At 45.8% G+C, this 23,756-nt stretch carries 24 protein-coding genes; 14 read left to right on the top strand and 10 right to left on the bottom strand.

The genetic code is table 11. The annotated features are described in order from the left end of the window. The 3 genes from ACQY6Q_RS17925 to ACQY6Q_RS17915 all read right to left on the bottom strand — a co-directional run. The coding region (locus ACQY6Q_RS17925; RefSeq protein WP_427983537.1) for a DEAD/DEAH box helicase at nt 1-390 on the bottom strand (390 nt) is incomplete at its 3' end. Between the two features lie 26 nt (nt 391-416). Then, nucleotides 417-1,154, bottom strand: a complete 738-nt coding sequence (locus ACQY6Q_RS17920; protein ID WP_427983536.1) for a hypothetical protein — start codon at nt 1,152-1,154, stop codon at nt 417-419. A 1-nt stretch (nt 1,155) separates the two neighbouring features. Continuing rightward, complete coding sequence (locus ACQY6Q_RS17915) at nt 1,156-1,776, bottom strand: hypothetical protein (protein WP_427983535.1); 621 nt, start codon at nt 1,774-1,776, stop codon at nt 1,156-1,158. A gap of 560 nt (nt 1,777-2,336) precedes the next feature. Here ACQY6Q_RS17915 and ACQY6Q_RS17910 point away from each other — a divergent pair. The 9 genes from ACQY6Q_RS17910 (at nt 2,337) to ACQY6Q_RS17870 (ending at nt 9,888) form a co-directional block, all read left to right on the top strand. Continuing rightward, a complete protein-coding gene (locus ACQY6Q_RS17910; RefSeq protein ID WP_427983534.1) occupies nt 2,337-3,122 on the top strand; it encodes a transporter substrate-binding domain-containing protein in 786 nt (261 codons plus the stop codon). A 17-nt stretch (nt 3,123-3,139) separates the two neighbouring features. Next, nucleotides 3,140-3,808 carry an amino acid ABC transporter permease gene (locus tag ACQY6Q_RS17905; RefSeq protein ID WP_427983532.1) on the top strand — a complete coding sequence of 223 codons (669 nt, stop codon included), beginning with the start codon at nt 3,140-3,142 and terminating at the stop codon, nt 3,806-3,808. A 12-nt stretch (nt 3,809-3,820) separates the two neighbouring features. Continuing rightward, a complete protein-coding gene (locus ACQY6Q_RS17900) occupies nt 3,821-4,471 on the top strand; it encodes an amino acid ABC transporter permease (protein WP_427983530.1) in 651 nt (216 codons plus the stop codon). Further along, nucleotides 4,464-5,186, top strand: coding sequence for an amino acid ABC transporter ATP-binding protein (locus ACQY6Q_RS17895; protein ID WP_427983539.1), 723 nt, complete (start codon nt 4,464-4,466; stop codon nt 5,184-5,186). Before ACQY6Q_RS17900 ends, ACQY6Q_RS17895 begins: the two co-directional genes overlap by 8 nt. A 34-nt stretch (nt 5,187-5,220) precedes the next feature. After that, the gene (locus ACQY6Q_RS17890; protein WP_427983529.1) at nt 5,221-6,048 is read left to right on the top strand and encodes a MurR/RpiR family transcriptional regulator; all 828 of its coding nucleotides are present in this window, start codon (nt 5,221-5,223) and stop codon (nt 6,046-6,048) included. Between the two features lie 137 nt (nt 6,049-6,185). Beyond that, nucleotides 6,186-7,196: an allantoicase gene (gene alc / locus ACQY6Q_RS17885; protein WP_427983528.1), complete on the top strand. Its 1,011-nt coding sequence runs from the start codon at nt 6,186-6,188 to the stop codon at nt 7,194-7,196. A 12-nt stretch (nt 7,197-7,208) separates the two neighbouring features. Beyond that, nucleotides 7,209-7,697, top strand: coding sequence for an ureidoglycolate lyase (locus ACQY6Q_RS17880; RefSeq protein ID WP_427983526.1), 489 nt, complete (start codon nt 7,209-7,211; stop codon nt 7,695-7,697). 423 nt (nt 7,698-8,120) lie between these two features. After that, nucleotides 8,121-9,362, top strand: a complete 1,242-nt coding sequence (locus tag ACQY6Q_RS17875) for a nidogen-like domain-containing protein (RefSeq protein WP_427983525.1) — start codon at nt 8,121-8,123, stop codon at nt 9,360-9,362. Nucleotides 9,363-9,432: 70 nt separating this feature from the next. Continuing rightward, on the top strand, nt 9,433-9,888 hold the full coding sequence (locus ACQY6Q_RS17870; RefSeq protein ID WP_427983523.1) for an invasion associated locus B family protein: 456 nt from the start codon (nt 9,433-9,435) through the stop codon (nt 9,886-9,888). 184 nt (nt 9,889-10,072) lie between these two features. Here the strand turns inward: ACQY6Q_RS17870 and ACQY6Q_RS17865 are convergent, their stop codons facing one another. After that, nucleotides 10,073-11,158 carry an alkene reductase gene (locus ACQY6Q_RS17865; protein WP_427983521.1) on the bottom strand — a complete coding sequence of 362 codons (1,086 nt, stop codon included), beginning with the start codon at nt 11,156-11,158 and terminating at the stop codon, nt 10,073-10,075. Nucleotides 11,159-11,434: 276 nt separating this feature from the next. Here ACQY6Q_RS17865 and ACQY6Q_RS17860 point away from each other — a divergent pair, with 276 nt between their 5' ends. Beyond that, complete coding sequence (locus ACQY6Q_RS17860; RefSeq protein WP_427983519.1) at nt 11,435-11,824, top strand: winged helix-turn-helix transcriptional regulator; 390 nt, start codon at nt 11,435-11,437, stop codon at nt 11,822-11,824. A gap of 181 nt (nt 11,825-12,005) precedes the next feature. Here ACQY6Q_RS17860 and ACQY6Q_RS17855 read toward each other — a convergent pair whose 3' ends face one another. After that, nucleotides 12,006-12,467, bottom strand: coding sequence for a pyrimidine dimer DNA glycosylase/endonuclease V (locus ACQY6Q_RS17855; RefSeq protein ID WP_427983518.1), 462 nt, complete (start codon nt 12,465-12,467; stop codon nt 12,006-12,008). Between the two features lie 197 nt (nt 12,468-12,664). On the opposite strand from ACQY6Q_RS17855, the gene ACQY6Q_RS17850 reads away from it, so the two are divergent. Further along, nucleotides 12,665-13,549: an NAD(P)-dependent oxidoreductase gene (locus ACQY6Q_RS17850; RefSeq protein WP_427983516.1), complete on the top strand. Its 885-nt coding sequence runs from the start codon at nt 12,665-12,667 to the stop codon at nt 13,547-13,549. A 407-nt stretch (nt 13,550-13,956) separates the two neighbouring features. Next, a complete protein-coding gene (locus ACQY6Q_RS17845) occupies nt 13,957-14,334 on the top strand; it encodes a hypothetical protein (RefSeq protein WP_427983514.1) in 378 nt (125 codons plus the stop codon). 53 nt (nt 14,335-14,387) lie between these two features. Here ACQY6Q_RS17845 and ACQY6Q_RS17840 read toward each other — a convergent pair whose 3' ends face one another. Further along, entirely contained in the window at nt 14,388-15,263 is an 876-nt protein-coding gene (locus ACQY6Q_RS17840; protein WP_427983513.1) for a WYL domain-containing protein, read from the bottom strand. Between the two features lie 209 nt (nt 15,264-15,472). Then, nucleotides 15,473-16,360 (bottom strand): TIGR02285 family protein, encoded by an 888-nt coding sequence (locus ACQY6Q_RS17835; RefSeq protein WP_427983511.1) that lies wholly within the window; start codon nt 16,358-16,360, stop codon nt 15,473-15,475. Between the two features lie 446 nt (nt 16,361-16,806). Between ACQY6Q_RS17835 and ACQY6Q_RS17830 the strand changes: the two genes are divergently transcribed. Together ACQY6Q_RS17830 and ACQY6Q_RS17825 are read left to right on the top strand one after the other, a co-directional pair. Then, on the top strand, nt 16,807-17,286 hold the full coding sequence (locus ACQY6Q_RS17830) for an acyl-CoA thioesterase (RefSeq protein ID WP_427983510.1): 480 nt from the start codon (nt 16,807-16,809) through the stop codon (nt 17,284-17,286). A gap of 93 nt (nt 17,287-17,379) precedes the next feature. Beyond that, entirely contained in the window at nt 17,380-17,601 is a 222-nt protein-coding gene (locus tag ACQY6Q_RS17825; protein ID WP_427983509.1) for a hypothetical protein, read from the top strand. 103 nt (nt 17,602-17,704) lie between these two features. On the opposite strand, the gene ACQY6Q_RS17820 is transcribed toward ACQY6Q_RS17825, so the two are convergent. From ACQY6Q_RS17820 to ACQY6Q_RS17810, 3 genes are all read right to left on the bottom strand, one after another. Beyond that, nucleotides 17,705-20,908 (bottom strand): tetratricopeptide repeat-containing diguanylate cyclase, encoded by a 3,204-nt coding sequence (locus tag ACQY6Q_RS17820; RefSeq protein WP_427983508.1) that lies wholly within the window; start codon nt 20,906-20,908, stop codon nt 17,705-17,707. Nucleotides 20,909-21,186: 278 nt separating this feature from the next. Then, entirely contained in the window at nt 21,187-21,780 is a 594-nt protein-coding gene (locus ACQY6Q_RS17815) for a sugar O-acetyltransferase (RefSeq protein ID WP_427983507.1), read from the bottom strand. A 378-nt stretch (nt 21,781-22,158) separates the two neighbouring features. After that, complete coding sequence (locus tag ACQY6Q_RS17810; RefSeq protein ID WP_427983505.1) at nt 22,159-23,487, bottom strand: anaerobic C4-dicarboxylate transporter; 1,329 nt, start codon at nt 23,485-23,487, stop codon at nt 22,159-22,161. Nucleotides 23,488-23,756 lie beyond the last annotated feature (269 nt).

The raw sequence follows: 23,756 nt of genomic DNA, 5'->3' as shown, positions 1-23,756 counted from the left end.
CACACCTTGAATAAACTGACGAAAACGCTCGTTCTTAAAGCGCTCTACCGACACCATTAAAATTTTAGTTTTACCACTGCGCACCTCAGCCATTACCTGACGGCTTTGCTCAGCGCTTAAGGTAGAGTCGAGACTGGCTGCGGCGATGCCTTTTTGCTGCAAGAAGTTAAGCTGATCTTTTATTAAGGCTAACAACGGTGATACCACTAAGGTTAAATGCGGTAATTGCAAGGCGGTAAATTGGTAACACAAGGATTTACCGGAGCCAGTAGGAAAAATAGCCAAGCAGGAGCGCTGCGCTAATAAGCAATCAACCACCTGAGCTTGACCGGGGCGAAACTGCTCAAAGCCAAAAGTTTGTTTTAGCTGCAAGGATAAAGGGTGATTCATGGGCTCTCTCAAATTGATGGAAGGGCTTAACTTAAGACAGCAAAGCCTGCCCGAGCAGCTAAACCAATAAATACACTTATGGCCACACTAAGCAGAGTGCCTAGCAAGACATATTCGGTTAGCTTGCGCTCTGATTGACCGGTTAAATCACCAAAGCGAAAAATGGATTTGGCAGCAATAATAAAGCCGATGGCAGCGATTTGATCCAACAATACACAGCTTAATATCAAGCTGCGTTCAACCATGCCAATGGCTTTGCCAGCCATGGGTAAGTAAAGCCCAGCCTGTTGCACCGCCGGATTCCAAGGGCGCAAAGCCAAGGCCAGCACTCTGGAGCAAGGATTTAATATCAATAAATACGCCAGCACTAGCAACATTACCTTTGGCTGCATCAGTATGCCAAACAGCGAGCCGAGGCCTTGCCAAGCATCACTAAGGGCCACCACCGCTAAACCTAAAATGGCAAACTGTAAGGCCTGAAAAAACAGGTAATAAAAAGTAGATGGCGGCAGGTAGGCCTGCCAAGCTGGCAGCACTATCAGAACGAGCAATAGCACCAGACTCAAGCCAAAGAGCAGACTGCTCGCGCCAACAAAATATATCGCTAGCAGGGTAAAACCGAGGCTTAACAACAAAGCTCGCCAATAAAGACAAGTAGCGATAAATTTTTGTTGCTCAACTTGCTGGCGGCAATGCTGGGGCCAAATAAAAAACTCTAGTAAGACATAAGCCAACCAGGTAGCCAACAAAAACTGCATTTCCATTCTAAGACTCATCCATGAGTTGTTTGAAGTACAGTTTATACTCTTCCAGCAATTGATACTGCGATAAGTTAAGAAGTTTTGTGGCATTAACCCGAGAACTGCCTAAGACTTCGGCCAGTGCAGCATGGCTTGGCTCGGCGAGTTGCCAATAACAAAGCAAAGCCTCGGCTTGTTTCTGGCTTAAGGCTTGTAACTGCTTATCGGCAAACTTAGTTAGCAACTCAAAGTGCTGCTGTAAATAGGGTTTATTGCTAAATACCGCCATGTATTGCCGTTTCAGACTATCTAAGCCCCGCCCCGACAAAATAAAGGCCTCGCCATTGGAGCGGCCCAGTTGTTCAGCCAGTGGAGCAATAGCGCCAATGCCTATACCAATGCGTGCATCCATATTCACTGCTGCTTTTAAAGCTAAGCGGATCTCTAAAGCGCAATCAATGGCGAGCTCAGCTGGCTCAAGCAATAGCTGAAAAGCATCGCCACGAAAGACTTCATAACGGCAGCCATAACGCCGCTGTAAGCCTTGCAAACTAGCCGTTAAAGCCTGCAAAGCCTCACTAAAAGCCACTGGCTCTAGTCCACTAGAGCCAACAATGTCACCACTTAATACTGCAACTGTTTGCATAGACCTCACCACCACCAAAAGTAACCAAAAACAATTACTTTATAAATAGTAACTTAAATTAGTTACATGGATAAAAGTAACTCAATAGCCAGACAGAGGCAAGTAAACCGAACGATAAAAATATGCGACTAAAACTCGACATTCACCAATGAATCAGCACCAATACGGTAACGTTCAAACCTCATCATAGCGCTGGGAATACTGACTCATCGATCAGTCAAACGCACTGAATATATCAAAGAGGCAAGTTTGCAATCCGAGTTCAAAATGAGAAACCAGCTAAGCCTTAGCCACTGACTGAAACAAACTTCCCCTCTTATGGTCATTATGAATCATTTGTTGCACCACTTTGAAACTCCCCAGCACCAAGGTGGTTAAAAATAAACGCTAGCAAGCCCCGTGATGGCTTGCCTATCTGGTCAACAAATAAAACACAAGCCATTGAAAAATATTGTAATTAGAAATTAATCAACGAGAAACAGCATTTAGGCGCATTTGTTGCAGAATACATAACATAAGATTCATTTGTTTCACGTATGTTAACTTGCTAAGGAAATGCTATGTTCAAAATCAAACATCTACTGGCTGGAGCCGCCATTGCAATTTGTGGATTAACCAGCACCATTACTCAGGCCGACCAACTGGATACCTTGATGGAGCGCGGCGTACTTAAAGTGGCGGTACCGCAAGATTTTCCTCCTTTTGGTTCGGTAGGCAGTGACCTGCAACCTCAGGGTTACGACATTGATATGGCTAACTACCTAGCAGACGAGCTAGGGGTAAAGCTAGAGTTGGTTCCCGTTACCAGCGCCAACCGCATTCCTTACCTACAAACCCGTAAAGTAGATTTAGTGATCTCTAGCTTAGGTAAAAACCCCGAGCGAGAAAAAGCTATCGATTTTAGTAATGCTTACGCGCCATTCTTCTTAGGTGTATTTGGTGCAGAAGGCTTAGATGTGAGCAAGGCCGATGACTTAAAGGATAAAACGGTGGGAGTAACCCGCGGTGCAGTGGAAGATATTGAGCTGAGCAAATTGGTGGATGAGTCAACCACTATCAAACGCTTTGAAGACAACAATACCACGCTTTCGGCCTACCTTTCAGGCCAAGTTGAGCTGATTGCTACAGGTAACCTAGTTGCCACCGAAATCGCTAAACGCGTGCCTCAACGTAAACCAGAAACTAAGTTCATGTTGAAAAACTCACCTTGTTACGTTGGCGTATTAAAAGGCGAGCCGGCACTACTTGAGAAAGTAAACAGCCTCATCGCCAAAGCCAAAGACAGCGGCGAATTAGAAAAAATGTCTCTCGCTTGGTTTAAAACCTCACTTCCTAAAGAGCTGTAATTTAAGGATAAAAAGGCATGAGCTACCAATTAGACTTTAGCGGATTAATTCCTTACATCCCCGAGCTAAGCAAAGGCTTACTGACCACCGTTGAGCTAACCCTATACTCCACAGTGGCAGGGATTGCGCTAGGCACCGCAGGTGCAGCCGGGCGAATTAGTAACAAGGCTTGGTTACGTTGGCTAGTTGGTAGCTACGTGGAAGTGATTCGCAATACCCCGTTTATTGTACAGCTATTCTTCATCTTTTTTGGCTTGCCGGCCTTAGGCTTTAAGCTCAGTGCCTGGCAAGCAGGTTGTTTAGCCATGGTGATTAACCTTGGAGCCTACCTCACCGAAATTATTCGCGCAGGCATTCAAGCCACACCTAAAGGGCAATGGGAAGCTGGCCGCACCCTTGGGCTGAGCCATTGGCAAATTTTTAGCAGAGTGGTTTTGCCCACCGCTTTTCAACGCATTTACCCTGCCCTAGTTAGCCAATGCATCATTGTTATGCTCGGCTCGGCGGTGGTATCACAAATTTCGGTTGAAGAGCTGACTTTCTCGGCCAACTTCATTCAATCACGCAACTTTCTCAGCTTTGAGTCCTACATGGTGACTGCCTTGATTTACTTATTATTGGCCGTAGCAATGCGCCAGCTATTTGAGTTATTAGCGCGCCGTATCTTTAAGAACCCGTCCTTATAGGAGCCATTACTGATGATGCAATTTACCGACTGGGACATTCTGCGCAACCTGCTACTAGCAGCGCGCTGGACGGTTCTGTTATCCCTTATCGCCTTTGCCAGCGGCGGTCTAGTGGCGCTGTTACTCACCTTTATGCGACTCAGTCGTAATCCGGTATTAACCGGCTTGGTGAAAGGCTATGTAGAGTTGTTTCAGGGCACGCCACTGCTGATGCAACTGTTTATTACCTTCTTTGGTTTATCTTTGATTGGTATTGATGTGAGCGCTTGGCTAGCCGCCATTATTGGCCTCACTCTATTTACCAGCGCCTTCTTATGCGAAATCTGGCGTGGCTGTATTGAATCTCTGCCCAAAGGGCAATGGGAAGCAGCAAAAACCTTAGGTTTGAGCTTCTTTCAAAGCATGCGCTACGTCATTTTACCGCAAGCCTTAAAAGTGGCCATTGCCCCTACTGTAGGTTTCTCGGTGCAAGTAGTGAAAGGCACCGCGCTAACCTCAATTATTGGTTTTGTCGAGCTCACCAAAGCGGGCACCATGTTAAACAACGCCACTTTTCAACCTTTCAAAGTCTTTGCCCTAGTAGCGGCCTTGTACTTCTTACTTTGTTTCCCGCTGTCTTTGTACAGTAAGCATTTGGAGAAAAAACTCAATGTCACTGGTTAGTATCGAAAACATTCACAAATATTACGGGCAACACCATGTACTAAAAGGGGTTGACCTAAAAATTAAAGCTGGCGAAGTGATCTCCATTATTGGTCGCAGCGGTTCGGGTAAAAGTACCCTACTGCGCTGCATTAATGGCCTAGAACCCTTTCAAAGCGGCGCCATTATTGTCGACAAACAAGCAGTTAGCGAAGACGAAAAACAACTGCGCCAACTAAGCCGCAGCGTAGGCATGGTGTTTCAAAACTTTAACCTATTCCCCCACATGACCGCTGGTGAAAATATTATGCTGGCGCCCAAGCTGGTATTAAAGAAAAGTCCGCAAGAATGTCGCCAACTGGCCGAAGCAGTACTCGCCAAAGTGGGCCTAGCCGACAAATTCGACCAATACCCCACCAGCATGTCTGGCGGGCAACAGCAACGAGTGGCAATTGCTCGCTCCTTGGCGATGTCGCCCAAAGTACTACTGTGTGATGAAATCACCTCGGCCCTTGACCCAGAGTTAGTGGGCGAAGTGCTCAAGGTACTAGAGCAACTAGCCGCCGAAGGTATGACGCTGATTCTAGTGACTCACGAAATGAACTTTGCCCGCGACGTGGGTGACCGCGTAGTATTTATGCACCAAGGCAAAGTGTGGGAAACCGGTGACAGCAAGCAAGTATTTGCCCAACCGCAAACGGAAGAACTACAAAGCTTTATCTCGGCTGTGTTATAAGCAAAACTGACCAACCATGAGGACGTCTAACACTATGAGCAAATCGGTTTGTGCCTTTGATCAGCGCATCGTAAGCAGCTACTCACAACTCTCGGCTAAGGCGCGGATTGTTGCCGACTACTTACAGCATCACCCCGACAAAGTATTGATTCAATCAACCGCCGAAATTGCCGGTGCTTGCCAAGTATCGAAAGCCAGTGTTAGCCGCTTCTTTCGCCAATTGGGTTATCAAGATCACCAACAAGTGTGTGAAGAGTTGCGTCAAGAGCGCGAATGGGGTCAACCACTGTTAAGCACCGGCCCCAGCGATAGCTCTGAACATAGTGATTTAGCAGCCATTACTCAGGTTTACCGCCAGTTAGAACAGCTCGACAGCGAACAACTGGTGAAAGAGATCAGCCAAGCCAAACAGATTTACATTATTGGTTATCGCAACAGTTACCCACTAGCGATGCACTTTCGCCAACAATTAATGCAGTGCCGTGGCCAGATTACCCTGCTACCCTTACCAGCACAGAGTATTGGCGAAGATCTTCAACAAATCACTGCCGATGACTTAGTCATCGTCATAGGTATTCGCCGTCGGCCCAGTGTATTTTCGGCCTTAATAAAGCAACTGCAAGGCCTTAAATGTTTACTGATTACCGACCAAAGCGGCCAACGTTACGCCTCTCAAGTGAGCCAATTGATTGTTTGCCCCATGAGTAACCACTCAGCCCTAGACAGCTATGCCGCGCCAATGAGCCTATTGGCTCACCTAAGCAATCAGGTATACGACTTTCTAGCAGAAGCGGCGCAGCAACATAGCAATCAGGTGAGTAATAACTATCAGGCCCTTGCCGAACTGGAACAACAAGGTTAGTTAAGCGCTAAAAAATACCCAGCAGTAACAATATTGCACCCGATCATGAAACAATTGATTCATTCTTAGTTATTATGAATCAAACGAGACAAAACTAGCTCACAGCTCCAGCTAGTACAATACAATTAAGGATAATTATGAGCCAAGTAATCATTGCCCCGATAAGTGAAAATGCCCCTGCATTTACTAAACAATTTACCAACCTTGCCGATCACCGTATTGGCAGTAAAGTGGTCGCCGTCAGCGATGATTTTTTTGCTAAAGCCGACCGCATGCTAAACCACCTGCCTGCCGAGTTTTATCCCGATCGCTACGACGACAACGGCAAATGGATGGATGGCTGGGAAAGCCGCCGTCGCCGAAATGGTGGCCACGACTGGAGCATTGTTAAACTCGGTGTACCCGGCACAGTAAAAGGGCTGCAAGTCGATACCAGCTTTTTCACCGGCAACTTCGCACCTGCAGTGAGCATTGAAGTCTGTTATTGCGAGCAAGAATTACCTGCTGATGACGTACAATGGCAAGCGCTATTGCCAGCTAGCGCCTTGTCTGCCGATAACAGCCACTTCTTTGAAGCAAGCAGCGAACAAGTAGTTAGCCACGTAAAAGTGAATATGTTCCCCGACGGCGGTATTGCCCGCTTGCGTATCTTTGGTTTACCCAAAGCCAGCCACCATGGCGATGAAACCATTGACTTAATTGCGTTAGTCAATGGCGGCCGAGCCGTTGCACACAACGACTCCCACTACGGCACCCCTGCCAACTTACTGGCACCCGGCGAAGGCGTAAACATGGGGGATGGTTGGGAAACCCGCCGCCGCCGTGAACCCGGTAACGACTGGTGTATTATTGCCCTAGGCCAACCCGGCAGCGTTGACAGCGTAGATGTTGCTACCAGCTACTTTAAAGGTAACTACCCCGATAAAATGTCGATTCAAGCGGCTTACATTAGCGACCCCAATGACCTAAGCCTGATCAGCCAAAGCATGTTCTGGGAAGAACTATTGCCACCACAGTCCTTAAGTGCCGATAATAACCACCACTTTGCACAGTTAAATTCTCTAGGCAAAATCAGCCATATTCGTATCAATATTTTCCCAGACGGTGGACTTAGTCGCGTTCGCCTATGGGGTAAAGTAGACCAATAGGAAGCACCCACTATGATGAAACTTGCATTACAGCCGCTGACTCGTGAGGCATTCAAGCCCTTTGGCGACGTTGTGGAAACAGAAGGTGCTACGCATTTTCCCATTAACAACGGTACCACTACCCGTTTCCATGATTTGGCCGCGTTACAGTTTAGTGGCAGTAATGCCAAGCCGATAGTGTCTATCTTTCGCGGCCAAGCTTTTACTTTGCCGCTAGAAATTACAATGATGGAGCATCATCCCTATGGCAGCCAACTGTTTATGCCGCTGTCTGGGCATCCTTATGTGGTAGTGGTAGCCCCCAAGGGCGAACTGCAACAACAGCAAATACAAGCCTTTTTAGCCTCTGGCCAGCAAGGGGTGAACTACCATTTTGGAGTATGGCACCATCCTTTGATTAGCCTAGAAGCCAGCAGTGACTTTCTGATTGTGGATAGGGCTGGCGAAGAAGCCAACTGCATAGAGCAGGATTTAAACCAAAGCATTTTACTTGAGTTTTAACGTGCTGATGCACAGAGCGAGTTGCCCGCAACTCGCCTACTCAAACCGAGGCGAATGCAAGGGCGCAAACCTTACACCTCACTCTCTCAAACTGAATTACCGCAAACCTCTATTAATAGCTTCAAGTTCAAGCCAACACTCATTGCTACCCAAGCGCCCCAGCTTAGCGCTAACTCATCCAAGCAATTGATAAAAATAAAAAAGATTATCATTAAGCTTACAAAAACCGACTAAAAAATAAGCAAACCATGTCAGGTATTTTTACAATCTAGTTTATTTAGGCGAGTTCCAAATTCATAACTAACTGATAACTCAACAATTTACTTTGTAGGCCCAATTCATGCTTATACGGCCCACATAATAACTAGGTATAACAGACTGACTTAACTAAACTTTTTGTCACAAAACTTAAGGAATGAAACCGTGCAAAAAACAACTTTGGCTTTATTAACCACAGCAAGTTTGCTCTGTGCTAGTGCCACTGTTCAAGCGAGCGTCATGCTCAGTGGTTTTGGTGGTGATGCGGGCTATGGTGAACTTGCTATGTCACGCAATGATGATGGCTCTTCCAACCAACTCGATCTCCCCTTCGAGATTAACTATTTTGGTAATAGCTATAATCAATTTTTTATTAACAACAACGGCAACCTCACCTTTGAGTCTGCTTTAGGTGCTTATACCCCTGTCCCCTTCCCGGTAACCAACCAACCCATCATTGCGCCCTATTGGGCAGATGTGGATACAAGTTGTACGGGCTGCGGCGAAGTCTATGTAGGTAGCCCCTCTGAAGGCGTAGTTGCAGTAACTTGGAACAACGTTGGGTTTTACGATGAAGACAATAGTAAATCCAATACCTTTCAAGCGGTATTAATCGATCGCTCCGACACCGGTGCTGGCAACTTTGACGTGGAGTTTCGTTACGACAAACTGGAATGGACCACAGGTGATGCCTCTGATGGCGTTAACGGCTTAGGTGGCACCCCTGCCCAAGCCGGCTATGATGCTGGTGACGGTGAAAACTACTTCGCGCTTCCCGGCTCGTTCAGTGAAGAGGTGTTAAATCTGGTATCCAGCTCTAATACTGGTGAAGATGGCGTTTGGCGTTTCGCCATTCGTGAAGGTGCGCTACCTGGGGCTACCCCAGAAAACCCACTAATGCCAGTCGTGGTTGAAGGCGGATGGGCCTTTGAGTTCAACGTAGACCTTAACGAGACCATCTTCATTGACCCAGATGTAGCGGTGGGTTACGACTATATTGTCGATCAAGGCCCGAATATTCGCACAGTTACGCTACCAGTTGGCTTTGATGACGACATGTTCTTCATTTGGCTATGGGACGGCTTTGATTGGGTGCAAATAGCCGAGGTTGCCGCAGGCATCAGCTATGACTTTGGCATCGACGGCGTGGATCGTTTTCGGGTAACCGGCATTGAAACCAGCAACGAAGTGGATCCCACAGACACCAGTGCCTTTGTTACTGGCCTTAGCTTCGTTGACAGTGGAAACGTGTCATTGCGCCAAATTCCCATTGTAGAATTTGTGCCCGGCCCCAATCCTCAAGTACCTGAACCCAGTACTTGGCTAATGGTGTTGATCGCGCTAGGTTTAGTATTGCACACGCGTAAGCGCAGCCCAGTGTTAGCTAAAGGCTTATTACCCGCCTAAGCCCTTAGCATAAACAGATAAGGGAGCCTTGGCTCCCTTATTGTTAACTTAAAGTGAGAACTAAAACGCTATGAAGATACCGCTACTGTTAACTCCGCTACTACTGTGTTTATCAGCTTGGGCGGAAGACTATCAAGCATGGACGGTAACATGCCCCACGGCTAAGCCTTGCGTCATTTCGCAAATGGTGATGAAGCAACAAGGTGATGCCGCCGATGTGATTGCCGGAGTCAGCTACTTTAATCACCCCTCCCAACCAATCTTAAAAATTAGGATCACTCCACAAGCCGATCCTAAAAAAGGCCTAGGCCTAAAATTTGACCAACAAACTGCGCTGCATTTGCCGATCACCAACTGTGATAACAAAGTTTGTGAAGTGAATATAGTAGCAGACCAACAACTGATCGACGATTTGCAAAACAGTAAACTCATGTCGGTGGCTTATATACTAAAAAGCAACCAGCAACAAAACGCCTTTCCTGTTATTTTAAATGGCTTTAAGCAGGCTTATCTATCTATTCAATAAAGCTGATAACTACGCGGCGTTGGGCTGCCTATCAATGGCTTGTGCAGAACCAACATGGCCCTACCTTAAGCTAAGCGACTTTGCTGTGAGCATAAAAAAGGCCTCGCACGCGAGGCCAAACATCACAGGGAATGTGATAAGCACAGCTTTATTTTTGCGAATGACGCAAAAATAACACTTTCAGTTATTCTGCTGCCAAACTAGGGTAATCGGTATAACCCTGTGCACCACCGCCATACAAGGTATTCTGATCCAGCTCATTTAAAGCTGCCCCTTGTTGAAAGCGCTCAGGCAAATCCGGGTTAGCAATAAAGGCCGAACCAAATGACACCACGTCGGCTTTACCTTCGGCGATGGCCTGCTCGGCAGTTTCAGCAGTGTAACCACCGTTGGCCATATAAGCGCCTTTATAGTGACTACGTAGCTCTGTAAAGCTAAAGTCTTGGTCGCTCGAAGCTCCACCAAAGTTTTCCACTACATGCAAATAAGCCAAATTCATCTCACTTAACTTATCGGCTAAATAATTAAATAGCGTCTGCGGATTGCTCTCTGACATAGAGTTAAAGGTTCCGGTAGGCGAGATACGGATCCCCACTCGGCCACTACCCAGCTCTTCGGCTACCGCAGCAGTCACTTCTAAGGTTAGCCGAGCACGATTTTCAATAGAACCACCGTAGTTATCATCACGCTGGTTGCTGCCATCTTTTAAGAACTGGTCAAGCAAATAGCCATTGGCCGCATGCACTTCAACACCGTCAAAACCGGCTAACTTGGCATTTTTAGCTGCTTGACGATATTGCTCAACAATTTGCGGAATTTCTTCACTGCTCAGAGCGCGCGGCGCCTCAAAGTCTAAAAAGCCTTTTTCAGTAAAGGCTTGTCCTTCAGGGGCTATCGCCGAAGGCGCCACTGGCAATTCGCCATTTTGCTGTATCTCACGATGGGAAATGCGACCCACGTGCCATAACTGCGCCACTATTTTAGAGCCTTTAGCATGCACGGCCTCAGTAATCGCTTTCCAGCCGGCAATTTGCGGTTCGCTATAAATTCCCGGTGTATAGGCATACCCCTTAGCCTGCGGAGATATTTGAGTCGCTTCGGTGATGATCAAACCAGCACTGGCGCGCTGTTGATAATATTCAACGTTTAGCGCTTGCGGAATATCACCGGGTTGAGCCGAACGAGAACGCGTTAGCGGCGCCATTACCACGCGATGCTTTAATGCGATATCACCTAAGTTGATTGGCGAAAACAGTTTAGGTAGCGACATGTGTTTATCCTTATTTTATAAATCTTATATATGGCGATTCAGCCTAAACGGCCTAATCACCACTATAGCTAGTAACAAAATTACATATACTCAATCGCACTGATTCACCACACCAAATCGCGAGCAATGTTGCTTCGGCGTAATAAAATACCAATGAGATTGAAGTTTAACTTCTGTATCCAAACGAAACATAGTATCTTTTGTAAACTATAAGTATGCTCGTGCCTAACTACAAGTACGGCACTCCCAAGATATTTAGTTTCCCTGAGGTGCCTAATGGCGAATTTAGCGGCTTCAAGCCTAGAAAATAATTGTGAACTTTCTACTAAACCGATTAATCAAGACTGCCCCGTCTCCACCGCTATTGAAGTGATTGGGGGTAAATGGAAGGTGATCATCTTGTATCAGCTGCGCGGTAAAACCCTGCGTTTTGGTGAGTTAAAACGCTTGATCCCCAAAATCACTCAAAAAACCCTCACTCAACAACTGCGTGATTTAGAGAAAGACAAATTGATAGAACGTACCGTTTATGCAGAAGTGCCACCGCGAGTCGAGTATACGCCAACCGAACTGGCCGAACAGTTAAACTCTGCCCTCGATTTATTGTGCGCCTGGGGCGCGAAATACCAAGCGGCCCACGGCGATATTTGGCCACGTAAGAGCTAATGCGCCGCCCCCTCCACTTTCAGTTGGGCGGCCAATACTTTGTCGCCTAACTATAACCCTTCGGGCGTAGCTGAACGCTTAAGCCAATCGCCGGTACAATTATCGCCCAAGCAGCTGGCCAAACAGTTAAGCTCCTTATCGCTTAATTATGTGCTTGAAGCGCAAAATAAGCTGCACCTAACTATAACCACTCGGGCATAGGGCGCTTAGTCCAGCGAGCAAAGGCCATTTTTTCGGCGCGATAGAAATCTCGGTAGGCCTGTACTGGCTGCCCCGCTTGTTTGTATTGTTCTGGCATGGCTTGGGCAAATTCAGTTAAGCCAAGCGCCGGATAGTGCATGCCGCTCAATTGGGCTAATACCGCCATCGACTTATGGTCGCTCGACTTGGCATAGCGGTAACGGTATTCCTGATTTAGCGCTACACATAGTTGCTGCAACCATAAAAAATTATCATAAGATTGCTCTACCCACAGCACACAGGGATGCTTTAAGTGCGTAGATTTGTAAGGGGTAATAAAACCCTTTTTGTTCAGCGCAGTGCAAAGCATTTGTACGCTCTCTAGGATCATCTTTACCACATGCTGATCACAGTGATAGTGGGCGCAATGTTCAATATTTTCATCCAATACAAAGATATTCATTTAAGGCTTATTCCCATCATTACTAATCGTTACGACAGCTACTCCAATTAAATACGTAAGCCCACAGCATATCGATGAACGGTACTCGAAAAACTCTGGAGGATTAAGTCAAGGTGTTGAAATAGAGCCAGTTAGGTGCAACTATCAAACGACTAATCAGGCAAGATTGCCGTCTCAAAATAACAAGGACATTCAGCATGGCTTCAACATCTCCAGTGGTCGCATTTATAGGCTTAGGCACCATGGGCTTTCCAATGGCAGGACACTTAAGCCAACAGGGTTACCAAGTGGTGGTATATAACCGTACCCAAGCCGTAGCCGAGCGTTGGTTACAGCAATATGCCGGGAGCAGCGCAGCCACTCCAGCGGAAGCCGCGGCTCAGGCTCAAGTGATACTTAGTTGTGTGGGCAACGATCAAGACTTAAAACAAGTTTATCTAGGAGACAACGGCATTATTGCCGGCGCCAAAACAGGCAGTATTTTAGTTGACCATACCACTGCCTCGGCAGGGGTAGCCACCGAGTTAGCCAGCGCCGCTGCACAAGCCCAATTACACTTTTTAGATGCCCCCGTTTCAGGAGGCGAAGCTGGCGCGGTCAATGGCTGTTTAACAGTAATGGTAGGCGGAGAGCAAAGCGATTTAGACAAGGTTGAGCCTATTTTACAATGTTACGCTAAGGCCATTAATCTACTTGGTCCGGTGGGGTATGGGCAAAGCTGCAAAATGGTAAACCAATTGTGTATAGCCGGCATACTGCAAGGTCTGTCGGAAGGTATTAGCTTAGCTAAGGCTGCTAATTTAGATATCGACAAGGTAATTGAAGTACTACAACACGGTGCTGCGGGAAGCTGGCAGCTTAATAACCGCGCCAAAACCATGGCCAATAACCAGTTTGATTTTGGCTTCGCCATCGATTGGATGAGAAAAGATTTGGCGATTTGTTTTAATGAAGCCGACAAACTGGGCGTAGAGCTGCCACTGGCCAAGCAGGTTGATGCGCAATACGCTAAATTACAACAACGCGGCTATTCGCGCGCCGATACCTCGGTATTGATTAAACAGTTTGACCACGAAGATTAAGCCAAGGCTAAAAAAAACCTAAGGCCTTAGCCTTAGGTTGGAGTCACGCGAGAACGTGAATGCTTAATTCAAACTATGAAGCAAAAGCACGACTACTCTATGCTAAACAAAGCGAAACCCAGAAGGGAAGTGAGGTCTGGGCTCCGCTTAGCTACAGTTAAGTCGTTCTGTACTAGCAACTACAACTAACAAAGGCTACTTTGCCAGTACCTTTTTATCATATAGCAATTTTCCCCAAGCAGAGGGAATAGGCGCCCAAGCGCTGTAACCAATACTATACAGATGAATATTTCAACGCTTAAGCCTGGCAACACCAGTTTCTCTTGCGCCCTTGCTTAAGCTGACATAAGCTCGCCAACCTAATTGTGCGGCAGTTTTTCCGCCCGCCCTACTGATAAGGCAAATCGATGCAAATAATTACCGTTCCAGACTTGGCAAAACCCGAAGTTAAACGCCATCATAAAGCCCGTCATTTGAAAAAAATGGCGATTGGCCGCTATGCTCAAAGCTGCGCTGAACTGCGCTTTTCCGCCGACATAGAAAAGTTTGATGAACTGGATTCCGCGCTGGCCAGTAGCCAACAGCAACAATCTTGGGAGCTGTTTATTGCCTACTTCAACCAGCAATACCATGTAGCGATTAACTACTTAAGCGAGCAAGCAGAGCTAGATGAGGTGCTACAACAAGCACAAGCCACCATTGAAGCTTGCTTAGGCAAGGTAGAAATACAAGTATTGGCCGGAGATGCCAACTACGGTGATTGGGACAGTTGCTACAGTAACTAGGCCGCTACGGCCTTGGCGCAAGTCCACTTGCGCCAAGCTAACAAACTAATTCCTTAGACCACACTCTGCCAACCAGGGGCAATGGCTAAACCTTCGATTCCTTCTAGTACCTGAGCGTTACTCAAGGCCAGCTGATATTCTCCGCCATTAAGTTGATGCTGGGGCGAACAATCTACATTCCATTGGCGCAACAAATAGCCCGCCAAAGCAGCCCGCACTTCTAACTTCAATTGACCTTCTTGCATGGCGTAATCCAACTCGATGGCTTGCGGATAAGCCAAAGCCGGATGAGCAATTAAGCTTAGCTCGACAATGTGATTCCATTGCTTGTCATATTGGCGCGCCTCCAAGGTATTGATTGGCTGATCGAGTATCGCCACATGGATGAAACGGGTGACCACAAAATCACGAAAACTGGCGCTTTCACGGTCATAAGCACGTACGTGCCAACGGTGGCCATTATTCACTAGGCTATGCGGCACTATCTCGCGCTGGCTTTCACCCGAAGAAATCGACACGTAACGACACAGCAGTGCTACTCGGTGATGAATAGCCCGCATGATCGCCGCTATATACTCGGCCTTGGGATGAATTAAACGCACCGCATCAAAACAGCTTTCGCTAGGCTCCATGGGAAACGACAAACCATCACCAAAGCCTTGCGAAAGCCCGGTAAGAATCGCTTCTGGGTTGTGCGAAAACAGCGGGGAAAATTGGTCACGGCGTAAATAACGGCGCGCTTTATGATCTAACAAGGCATTATTGGGTGCCAGTTGCTTATATGAGGCTAAATCGCGGGTGGCCGCCGCTAAACCCGTTTGAAATCGACTGATTAAATCAGCCCGACTCACCTCGCCAAAATACTCCAAGCTAAAATCAATAAATGCCAAACGACTGCGCTGTCCGTGAGTGAGCCCCTTAAGTTCCATTGTGCTCATCCTTGCTCATTCAGAAGTAAAAGCTTAACAAGCAGCCACAACACAGGCAATCATTTTGATTAGGTCTTAAGCATTATTGTGAACAAACGTGGTGTTGATAAAGACAAGTGAACAATAACAATCTGTGATGCTAAAACCCACCCGACAAAAAAGTCTTAGAGCCGCACCTTAGCGAATGACGCAAAACTCAAACTAAGCCTTTACTGATAACTTTCGTCAGGCGTGTCGATAAAAACGTGTTGCAGCAATTGTTGGTGAGCACTCTTGTTAGCTTGGGCTTGCCACTGTTGATAAAAAGCCGCAAATTTACCCATCCTATTCTCTCTAATAAGAGACTCTATTTGGCCTATCACAGTTTGTCCCAGCGAACTCTTAGAACATCCCGCGTACCCCAAAATGTAAGCCGGACTCCCTTCAACTAAATAAGAAACCACTTGTTCGTTACCAAAGTAAGATTGTTTTAAAACATATTGTGCTTCATCTGGGTAGCCTAAGATGCCTTCAATGTCTCTTTTGTCACTAAGCAGCATTCTGATCAGTCCCTTAGACTGCTCTCCTGAAGCTCGCTGATAGATAAGCCCGTTATCACGATGCTTATTTAGGATGGCGTCTAACTCTGCTCCATATTTTCGCCCTTTAGCTAGACCTAAAACAAAAGTTCTTGAACCTAACAGTGAATCAAGGTCAACCGTATTATTGCTAGTAAGGTAAGGTATTAGTTTTTCAACACTGGCTTTTTTAACGATTAAGCTATTCGCCAAAATTAGGCTATGGGCGATGGAATAGGCAATGAACTGTTCACGTTCGGGGGTTTTTAACAAAGAAACACTACATACGTTGTCGTTAGTTTGCATTTCTTTGATGATTCTAGCGAAATTACCCTGTTTATAAACATGATGGTAAGTAGGTAAGTCCTTCACTATTTCTTTCTGGACAAGGTCTAAATATCCTTGATGTTGGTATTGGCCTTCAACAATAAATGCCGGAGAAAAATCTAAGGAGTACCATACTATGGTTTCACTGGCCTTTGATAATGCAGGTAAAATCACTAGCAAAGTCATTAACCTACAAAACCTAAAACGCTTCATTATTTCTCCATTAAATTAAGATAGGCTAAACACCTTATTCAGCTAAGCAAGGCAACAACAAAACACCGCTAGCCCTAGTTGGGGAGCTGCTTCATTATCGAATAATTACGCCCTACATTTGATAACAACACGCATTACCCATACCCAAAATATCACAATAATTATTCAAACATAAAGCCAAACCCACTATATAGTGCCACATAAACTCAACATTGCCATACAAGCCACTAAAACTAACGATTCACGGCGGAATTAGCATAAACCAGATCGGTAATAAAAAAGCCTGCAACGCGACAATAAATGCAAGTTGACTCTATATTGTTAGGACTAGCTTGTATTAATGCACTCCGATTATTATTGGTGATGCTTACCAATAACAGAAAACCTCAATAAGCTGGTAACAGTGGCTCATTTCAAGAGCAAACCTTAATCAACAAGGGCAAATTATGAGTAAAAAAAAGGCTGAAACCATCGAGAGCTACGTGCAGGTATATCCTAACGATGCCAATCCTTCAGGAAACATGTTTGGGGGGCGGATTATGGAACACATGGATGCTATCGCCGGGATCTGCTCCAAAAGATATGCGACCAACGCCCACCATTGTGTAACAGCTTCGGTAGAAACGGTCCAGTTTAACCTGCCGGTTCATATCGGCGATATTTTAAAGTTTGTTAGCCAAGTAGTTTACACCGGCCACAGCTCGATGGTGATTCGAGTGATTGTGCAACGTTATAACCGAGAGACCTACGTAGATGAAACCTGTACCAGTGCCCACTTGGTGTTCATAGCCCTAGATGCCGATAACAAACCGGTAGCGGTGCCTGAGTTAGAGCTTGTTTCCGATAGTGATAAAAAAGCCTGGCAAATGGGAGCAAAAGTGCGAGAGCAGTCGTTAAAAATTAAGGCGATGAATCAGCAAACATAAAACACCTAGTTTAACTATTGCAAAAAGACTGAACTTCATCTTCATACTCAGCTGCTAATAGAAGTAGCTTTAAGCTAAACAATAGGCGGTATGATGAACAAACTATTGGATGACCAACAGGCAGCAGCTGATCTAGATACTCTTTTGCAACATACCTTAACTAAGGTCGCCAATGGGACACTCAATGTGGAACGTGCACATAAAGGTTTAATTGAACTGCTCCAGCTAATTGATAAGCAGGAACCAAGAGCCAAAGACTGGCTTGAGCAAGGTGTAGATTATCTATCTTGGCCATCAATGAGCACCCAGCAATAAACGGACAAAATAAACGACAGTATTTTTACCGCTCACTTCAAAAAAAATAAAAAGTCATTTTTTTCAAAAGCTTATAAGAAGGCAAATCAAACCAAGTTTAACTTTACTCGTCCAGCTCACATTCTTTACTTAGGCTCATCACACTCACTCTACCTTTGCCTTCGGCTTTGGCGCGGTATAGCGCACGATCGGCTTGTTTTAATAACCAGTCTTCGTTGAGCTCGCTATAAGCCACACCACCACAATCGGTTATGCCGATGGAGCAACTAAGATCTGGCAGGCTGTCTACCAACTCAGGCTTTTCAGCCCAACGCCGTAATTCCGGTTTGAAAAAATGCTTGTGTTGCAAGTGCTCTAGCAAACGTTCAGCGGTAATTTTAGCTTGACCATGACTGGTATTAGGGAACACCACCACAAACTCATCGCCGCCCCAACGCGCAACAATGTCGCCAGCACGCATGGTTTGTTGCAGCAGTGCGGCAAAGTGCTCTAGTACTTTATCGCCAACATCATGTCCTAACAGGTCATTAACAATTTTAAAGTTGTCTAAGTCTATATAAGCCAAAGAGCAATGATAGCCACCACTTTGCTGTTCATAGGTAACTAACTCTTGCTCCAAGCGCGCCAACAGAGCTTGGCGATTAAACAAGCCAGTTAAGGAGTCAGTCGTCGACATTTTCAATAAATTTTCACGATGCTGCAACTGCTGAAGCTGACTACCCAACTGCGAGCAAATCAGATTAAGCGTATCTTGCGCTTGGCGGTCGAAATAGCGATTGCAGTTAAAACTGCATAGCGTTAAAGCCCCATAAAGATGTTCGTCCACAAAAATAGGAATGCTCACCACCGCATTATAGGTAGCTCGTTTACCGTCTTCTCCCTTAGAGCAAAAGGTATTATCCACCCACAAACTGTGATTGCTTTTTAGGTGAGCAAGATAGCCATCTATCTGCTGCTGAGGCAGTGTTTTTCCCACACAGGCCCATTCTTGCCAGCCATCAGCGGTGTAATGATGCAGCATACCAACTTGAACAGTAAAGTTGGCACACACTAAATTAAGGCTTTCTGCGGCTAGCTCTTGGGTAGAGTTAAAGCGCTCCGGCAACGACTGCATGCGACTGATTAGCTGCATTTCACGCAGGCGTTGCTGCAATTGGCGTAATTGAATGTCTTGCTTAGCGCTGCGAACCAGCTCATTTAAATTAAGCTGGATCGCATGCAAGGGATAAGGTTCGATGTCTTTAGCGTAAAATGGGCGACGTTGTTCGATAAGGGTTTGGATCTGTTTAAAAATCTCAATAAAACGCGGTAAACGCAGTGCTTCACAGATACGTAAGCTATTATCTAACAAGCTTTCACAGGCCTGCCACTTTTTACGGCGGCTATATACCTCTAACAACTCGGTATTGCACTGCGGCAGTAGTCGGCTATCCATATCCACCACCTCACCTAACAAAGCCGGGGCATCTTTAAAGATGCTTTCGGCCTCGGCCAACTGGCCATCGGCAACAGCCAGAGAGCCTTGCAGTAAGGCTTTTAAAAACTGACCTGTAGCAGAGGGGTTAAAAGGCAGGCCTTGCATACGCTCCCAACACTGCTGCGCCCTCGCCCGCTCACCTAATTTACTATGACAAAAGCCCTTTAAGCTGTACACGTCGTAAAGGTTTCTGAAGGGAAAATGGGTCATTTGCCTAATCCGGCAGATTCTCACCAACTGTTCAAGTATGTCGCACACCTGTTGGTAATCGCGAGTACAAAAATACAACCAGGCAAAGTTATACAAGGTAACCACTAATTCAGAGTAGTCTCCAGTATGACGGGCTATTTCATAGGCAGCCAAATATTGTTGCTGAGCCTGTGGGTACTCTTCTAATAGGGTATTAAAATAGCCAGTGCCGTTATACATTCTCAGCCGCTCGTTGGCTTCACCCAACTCTTCGCGGATCCTTGAACTTATACCAAAACAGCGGAAGGTGGCATGATAACGGCTCACATAAGAGTAAATAATGCCCTTACTATGATAACTGGCGGCAATCCCTTGGCGATGGCCAATCGCACGCGAAAGATTAATTGCCTTTTGAGTAAAATCTAAGGCGGTTCCAGCGTCTAATTCTTCGTAAAAACGCAAATAGGTATAGTAATTACGCAGCGCATATACACGCGAACAGTTCATTTGGTATTGCTGTAAAATCTGATCTAAATGGGCAAACTCGTCTAACTGTAGCGGTGTAGAAGATTTGTCGTGGGCGTAAAAATTGGCGAAAAAAGACTGCGCCAATAAATGCCCGTCACCGGCTTCCTCGGCAAGCTCTAGCGCCGCCTGAGCGGACTGCATCGCTTCTTCAAAACTTTGCTGTTGAACCAAAACGAAACTAAACAAATTTAATAGACGGATCTTCGCTGAAACATCATTTAAAGTAGCTTGAAAAACCTGCAGCAACTCAAGCTCACTCAAGGCCGCATTCAGTTTACCTTGATACAATAAGGCCTCAGCCAAAGACAATTGCAGACTCACTTTCAAGTCTTTATTGAGATTACTATTTTCAAGCATTAACCTTGCGGCGTGTTCTGCCTCAGGCCAAGCCATGAAGGCAATATTTTCGGCCACCAGTGTATCGGCACAACTCACACAGTCGCGGTAGTGCCAAGCCAACTTGGGCAAAGAGCGACAACGAGGCACCTTATGTAACAAAGTGGTATCGTCCAGCCAATCTAAAAAGCTTTCCCATGCTTCATCGTCTTGGCGATTCACTAAGGCCTGCTGAGTATCCACCGCTACCAATACTAACAAAGGCACCGCAAGGTTATCTTCAACCAAGGCTTTAAGCATTTTAATTGCGGAAACCGAGGCAAACTGCCAATTAGTTAGCACCAATACCATTGGCTGGTTAAACAACAATTCAACTAATTTTAATAAGGCCTGTTTAATAGCCTGTTGTTCGAAATAGAGGTCGTCTACCAATACTAATTCACTGCGCTGGTATGACTTACCCTCTAACATGGCTTGTAAGTTTTTTTGCAGAGGAACGAAGTCACTAGCCAAAGCGGCCATTTCTTCGGCGCTGTAATCAGAAAGCGTAAATTGGTGAGCCAACAAAGCAAAAAATGCGCGATAAGGAGAGTAAGCGCTTAAATCATTAAAGTTAATATGATAGAGGGGAACACCTTGCTGCTGTGCAAAATCACTGGCACAACTGACTAAATGCTCAGCTTCTGCGCACTGATAAAAACTAAAACTAGCTGAGTTGGTCTGGCTTCTTTGCCAGTCAATTAATATGCGTTTTGAAAACGCATCTACTTTGGGCATTACCCCTTGCCCTCCTCGGCAAAATTCAACTTATCAATATTACGTTATCTGTCAATTTTACGATGCTATAGAGCTCACACAACGAGTCCGAATTGATTGGATTTGTTAGACAAAAGCACCAAGAATTCCCCAACCAGTCATGGTGAATATTCAAAATCGTTCATATTTAAATTAAATGATGGCTAGACCTAAGCGGACTTAAATACAGCTAAAATAAAACCAAGGTCTTTAAGCCAAATTTAGCACCGAAAACCAGCCGAAGCTTGGGTGGTATTGACTCAGAAACGTTTATTTCTAAAATAAAATTCCTTGTCACGCTGGTTAATTTCCCGCCGTATTCGACAGGGATTACCCAAGGCCACCACATTGCTAGGTATGTCTTTAGTCACGACACTGCCCGCTCCAATAACCGTATTATCACCAATCGTCACCCCCGGTAAAACCACTGTATTAGCACCAATCCATACGTTATTACCAATCGTTATCGGAATATTAAATTGAGCGTTTTTTTTCCTTAGCTCTGGGTCGATGGGATGCCCCGCCGTAGCCAAAGTCACATTGGGACCAATCATCACATCGTCACCAATATAGATATGTGTATCGTCTACCAGAGTTAAATTGAAATTGGCATAGACATTATTGCCAAGGTGGGTGTGTATGCCCCAGTTGGCCTGTAGCGGAGGTTCGATATAGCACTTCTCGCCCACTTCAGCAAACAGGGCTTTCATTATCTGCTGACGTTTTTCATATTCAGAGGGACGCGAGTGATTAAAGTCATACAGTATGTCTAAATATTTACTCTGCTCGATATACAAACTATCGTCATTACAGATGTAGACTTTCTGACTGTGTAATTTTTCTTTTATCTTCATAAGTAACCTTTATATATTCATGTGATTCTATATTTTTTCAATAACAACATACCACTAAGCCTTAACCAAACCCGCGATAGGCTATCAATAAATTCAAAGAGTCAGCCAGTTTGCCAGCGTTTAACCCCCTTAGCTGGCTTGCTGAGCCCCAGCTGCAACAACAAGCCCTTTCACCATAAGCGCTAAAAGCCTTAACTCAAGCACTGCAAAATGAAGGAGAGGCCACCGCTTAGTCAGCTAAACCAACACCAACAAATAGAGCATCCTGAGCGTAAGTAAAGGTTTACTTTATGTAACTAACTGCGAACGCAGTTAAGGCGCAACAAACAACAAGGCCAGCGCAATGCTGGCCTTAAATAACACAGGGGCTGATCAGCCTTAGCCAATAATGATTTGTCCCAGAATGTAGCCCATACAGCAACCGCCAATCACCGCGATTAAGCCCACCGACATAAAGGAGTGGTTAAAATACCACTTACCAATTTTAGTGGTTCCTGAGGTATCAAAGTTAACCGTGGCAATATCTGAAGGATAATTAGGAATAAAGAAATAGCCGTATACTGCTGGCATAAGGCCAATTAATAAGGCTGGCTCTAAACCCAAGCCCAAACCCACGGGCAACATCATCCGTGCCGTGGCGGCCTGAGAGTTCACTACCACCGACACAATAAACAAGGCGAAAGCAAAGCTCCAAGGATAGTTATTTACCATTTCTACAATGCCACTACGAAACTGCGGCATGGCATATTTAAAATAGGTATCCGACATCCAAGCAATACCGAAAATAGCAATCGCCGCCACCATGCCGGATTTAAATACCACCCCTTCAGGCACAGAGCGCGGCTCGGTTTTGGTCGCCAGTAAGATGATCCCGCCAAAGGCCAACATCATCATTTGAATAATCACGGCCATGGAGATAGGTTTATCCCCTTCGCTAATGGTGCGAATTTCCGGCACCATGGCAATAATCACAATACTTACAATCGCGCCAATAAACAGCAATACCGCATTACGCGCTTTGGCGGGTAACACTTCATCCAAGGAAGTAGCGGTGGTGCTTTCGATTTTTTTGCGAGATACCGGGTCTTGCAAACGCGCTTGGTATTCCGGGTCATCATCCAGCTCTTTACCGCGACGCATGCTATAAAGCGACATCAGTAAAGTACCAAATAAGGTCGCGGGCACCGTCACCATGAGAATCGATAACAGAGTAATATCGGGACGAATCTCTGAAATTTGCGCAAGGTAATAGACCACCGCGGCGGAAATGGGCGAGGCAGTAATCCCCACCTGCGAAGCCACTGATGCGGCAGCCATGGGGCGTTCGGGGCGAATGCCATTTTTCAGCGCCACGTCACCAATAATTGGCATGATGGAGTAAACTGCATGGCCAGTACCCAACATGAAGGTCATGGTATAAGTAACCAAAGGGCCAATCAGCGTGACGCGTTTAGGGTTTTTCCTCAGTAAACGTTCGGCAACTTGTAACATGTATTTCAAGCCACCGGCAGCCTCAAGTATCGAAGCACAGGTCACCACGGCCAAAATAATTAACATCACGGTAATGGGCGGCGAAGTGGGTGGCATCTTAAAGATAAATACTTCAACACAGAGGCCAATACCGGACACCACCCCTAGGCCGATCCCGCCAAAGCGAGAACCGATGTAGAGCATCAGTAACAGAAACATGAACTCAAGATAAAGCATGGACTAGTCCTTTAATTACGGTTGTTAAGCCTAGTGTCTCGCCGAATACTCCTGTTTTATGCTGTTGATTTCACAATTTAATAAGCTTTTATAGATAAGCTTTTCAAATCCAATCTAGCTCACAATAACGCGGCCCAAGGTTACTGATATACATCAGAAAATTTAAACTTAAGTTAGCTACAAGCTACTGAAATGTTAACACGCCAGAGTGTTTGTAGACTGAGTATCGTCGCTATAAGCAGTAGTGACTCCACGCCCCACCGTCATGC

Origin of the sequence: Agarivorans sp. (assembly GCF_050295395.1) — a bacterium.
Taxonomy (GTDB): Bacteria; Pseudomonadota; Gammaproteobacteria; order Enterobacterales; family Celerinatantimonadaceae; genus Agarivorans.
Note: the sequence above shows the minus strand (reverse complement) of the source record. Positions and strands in the feature narration are given on the sequence as shown.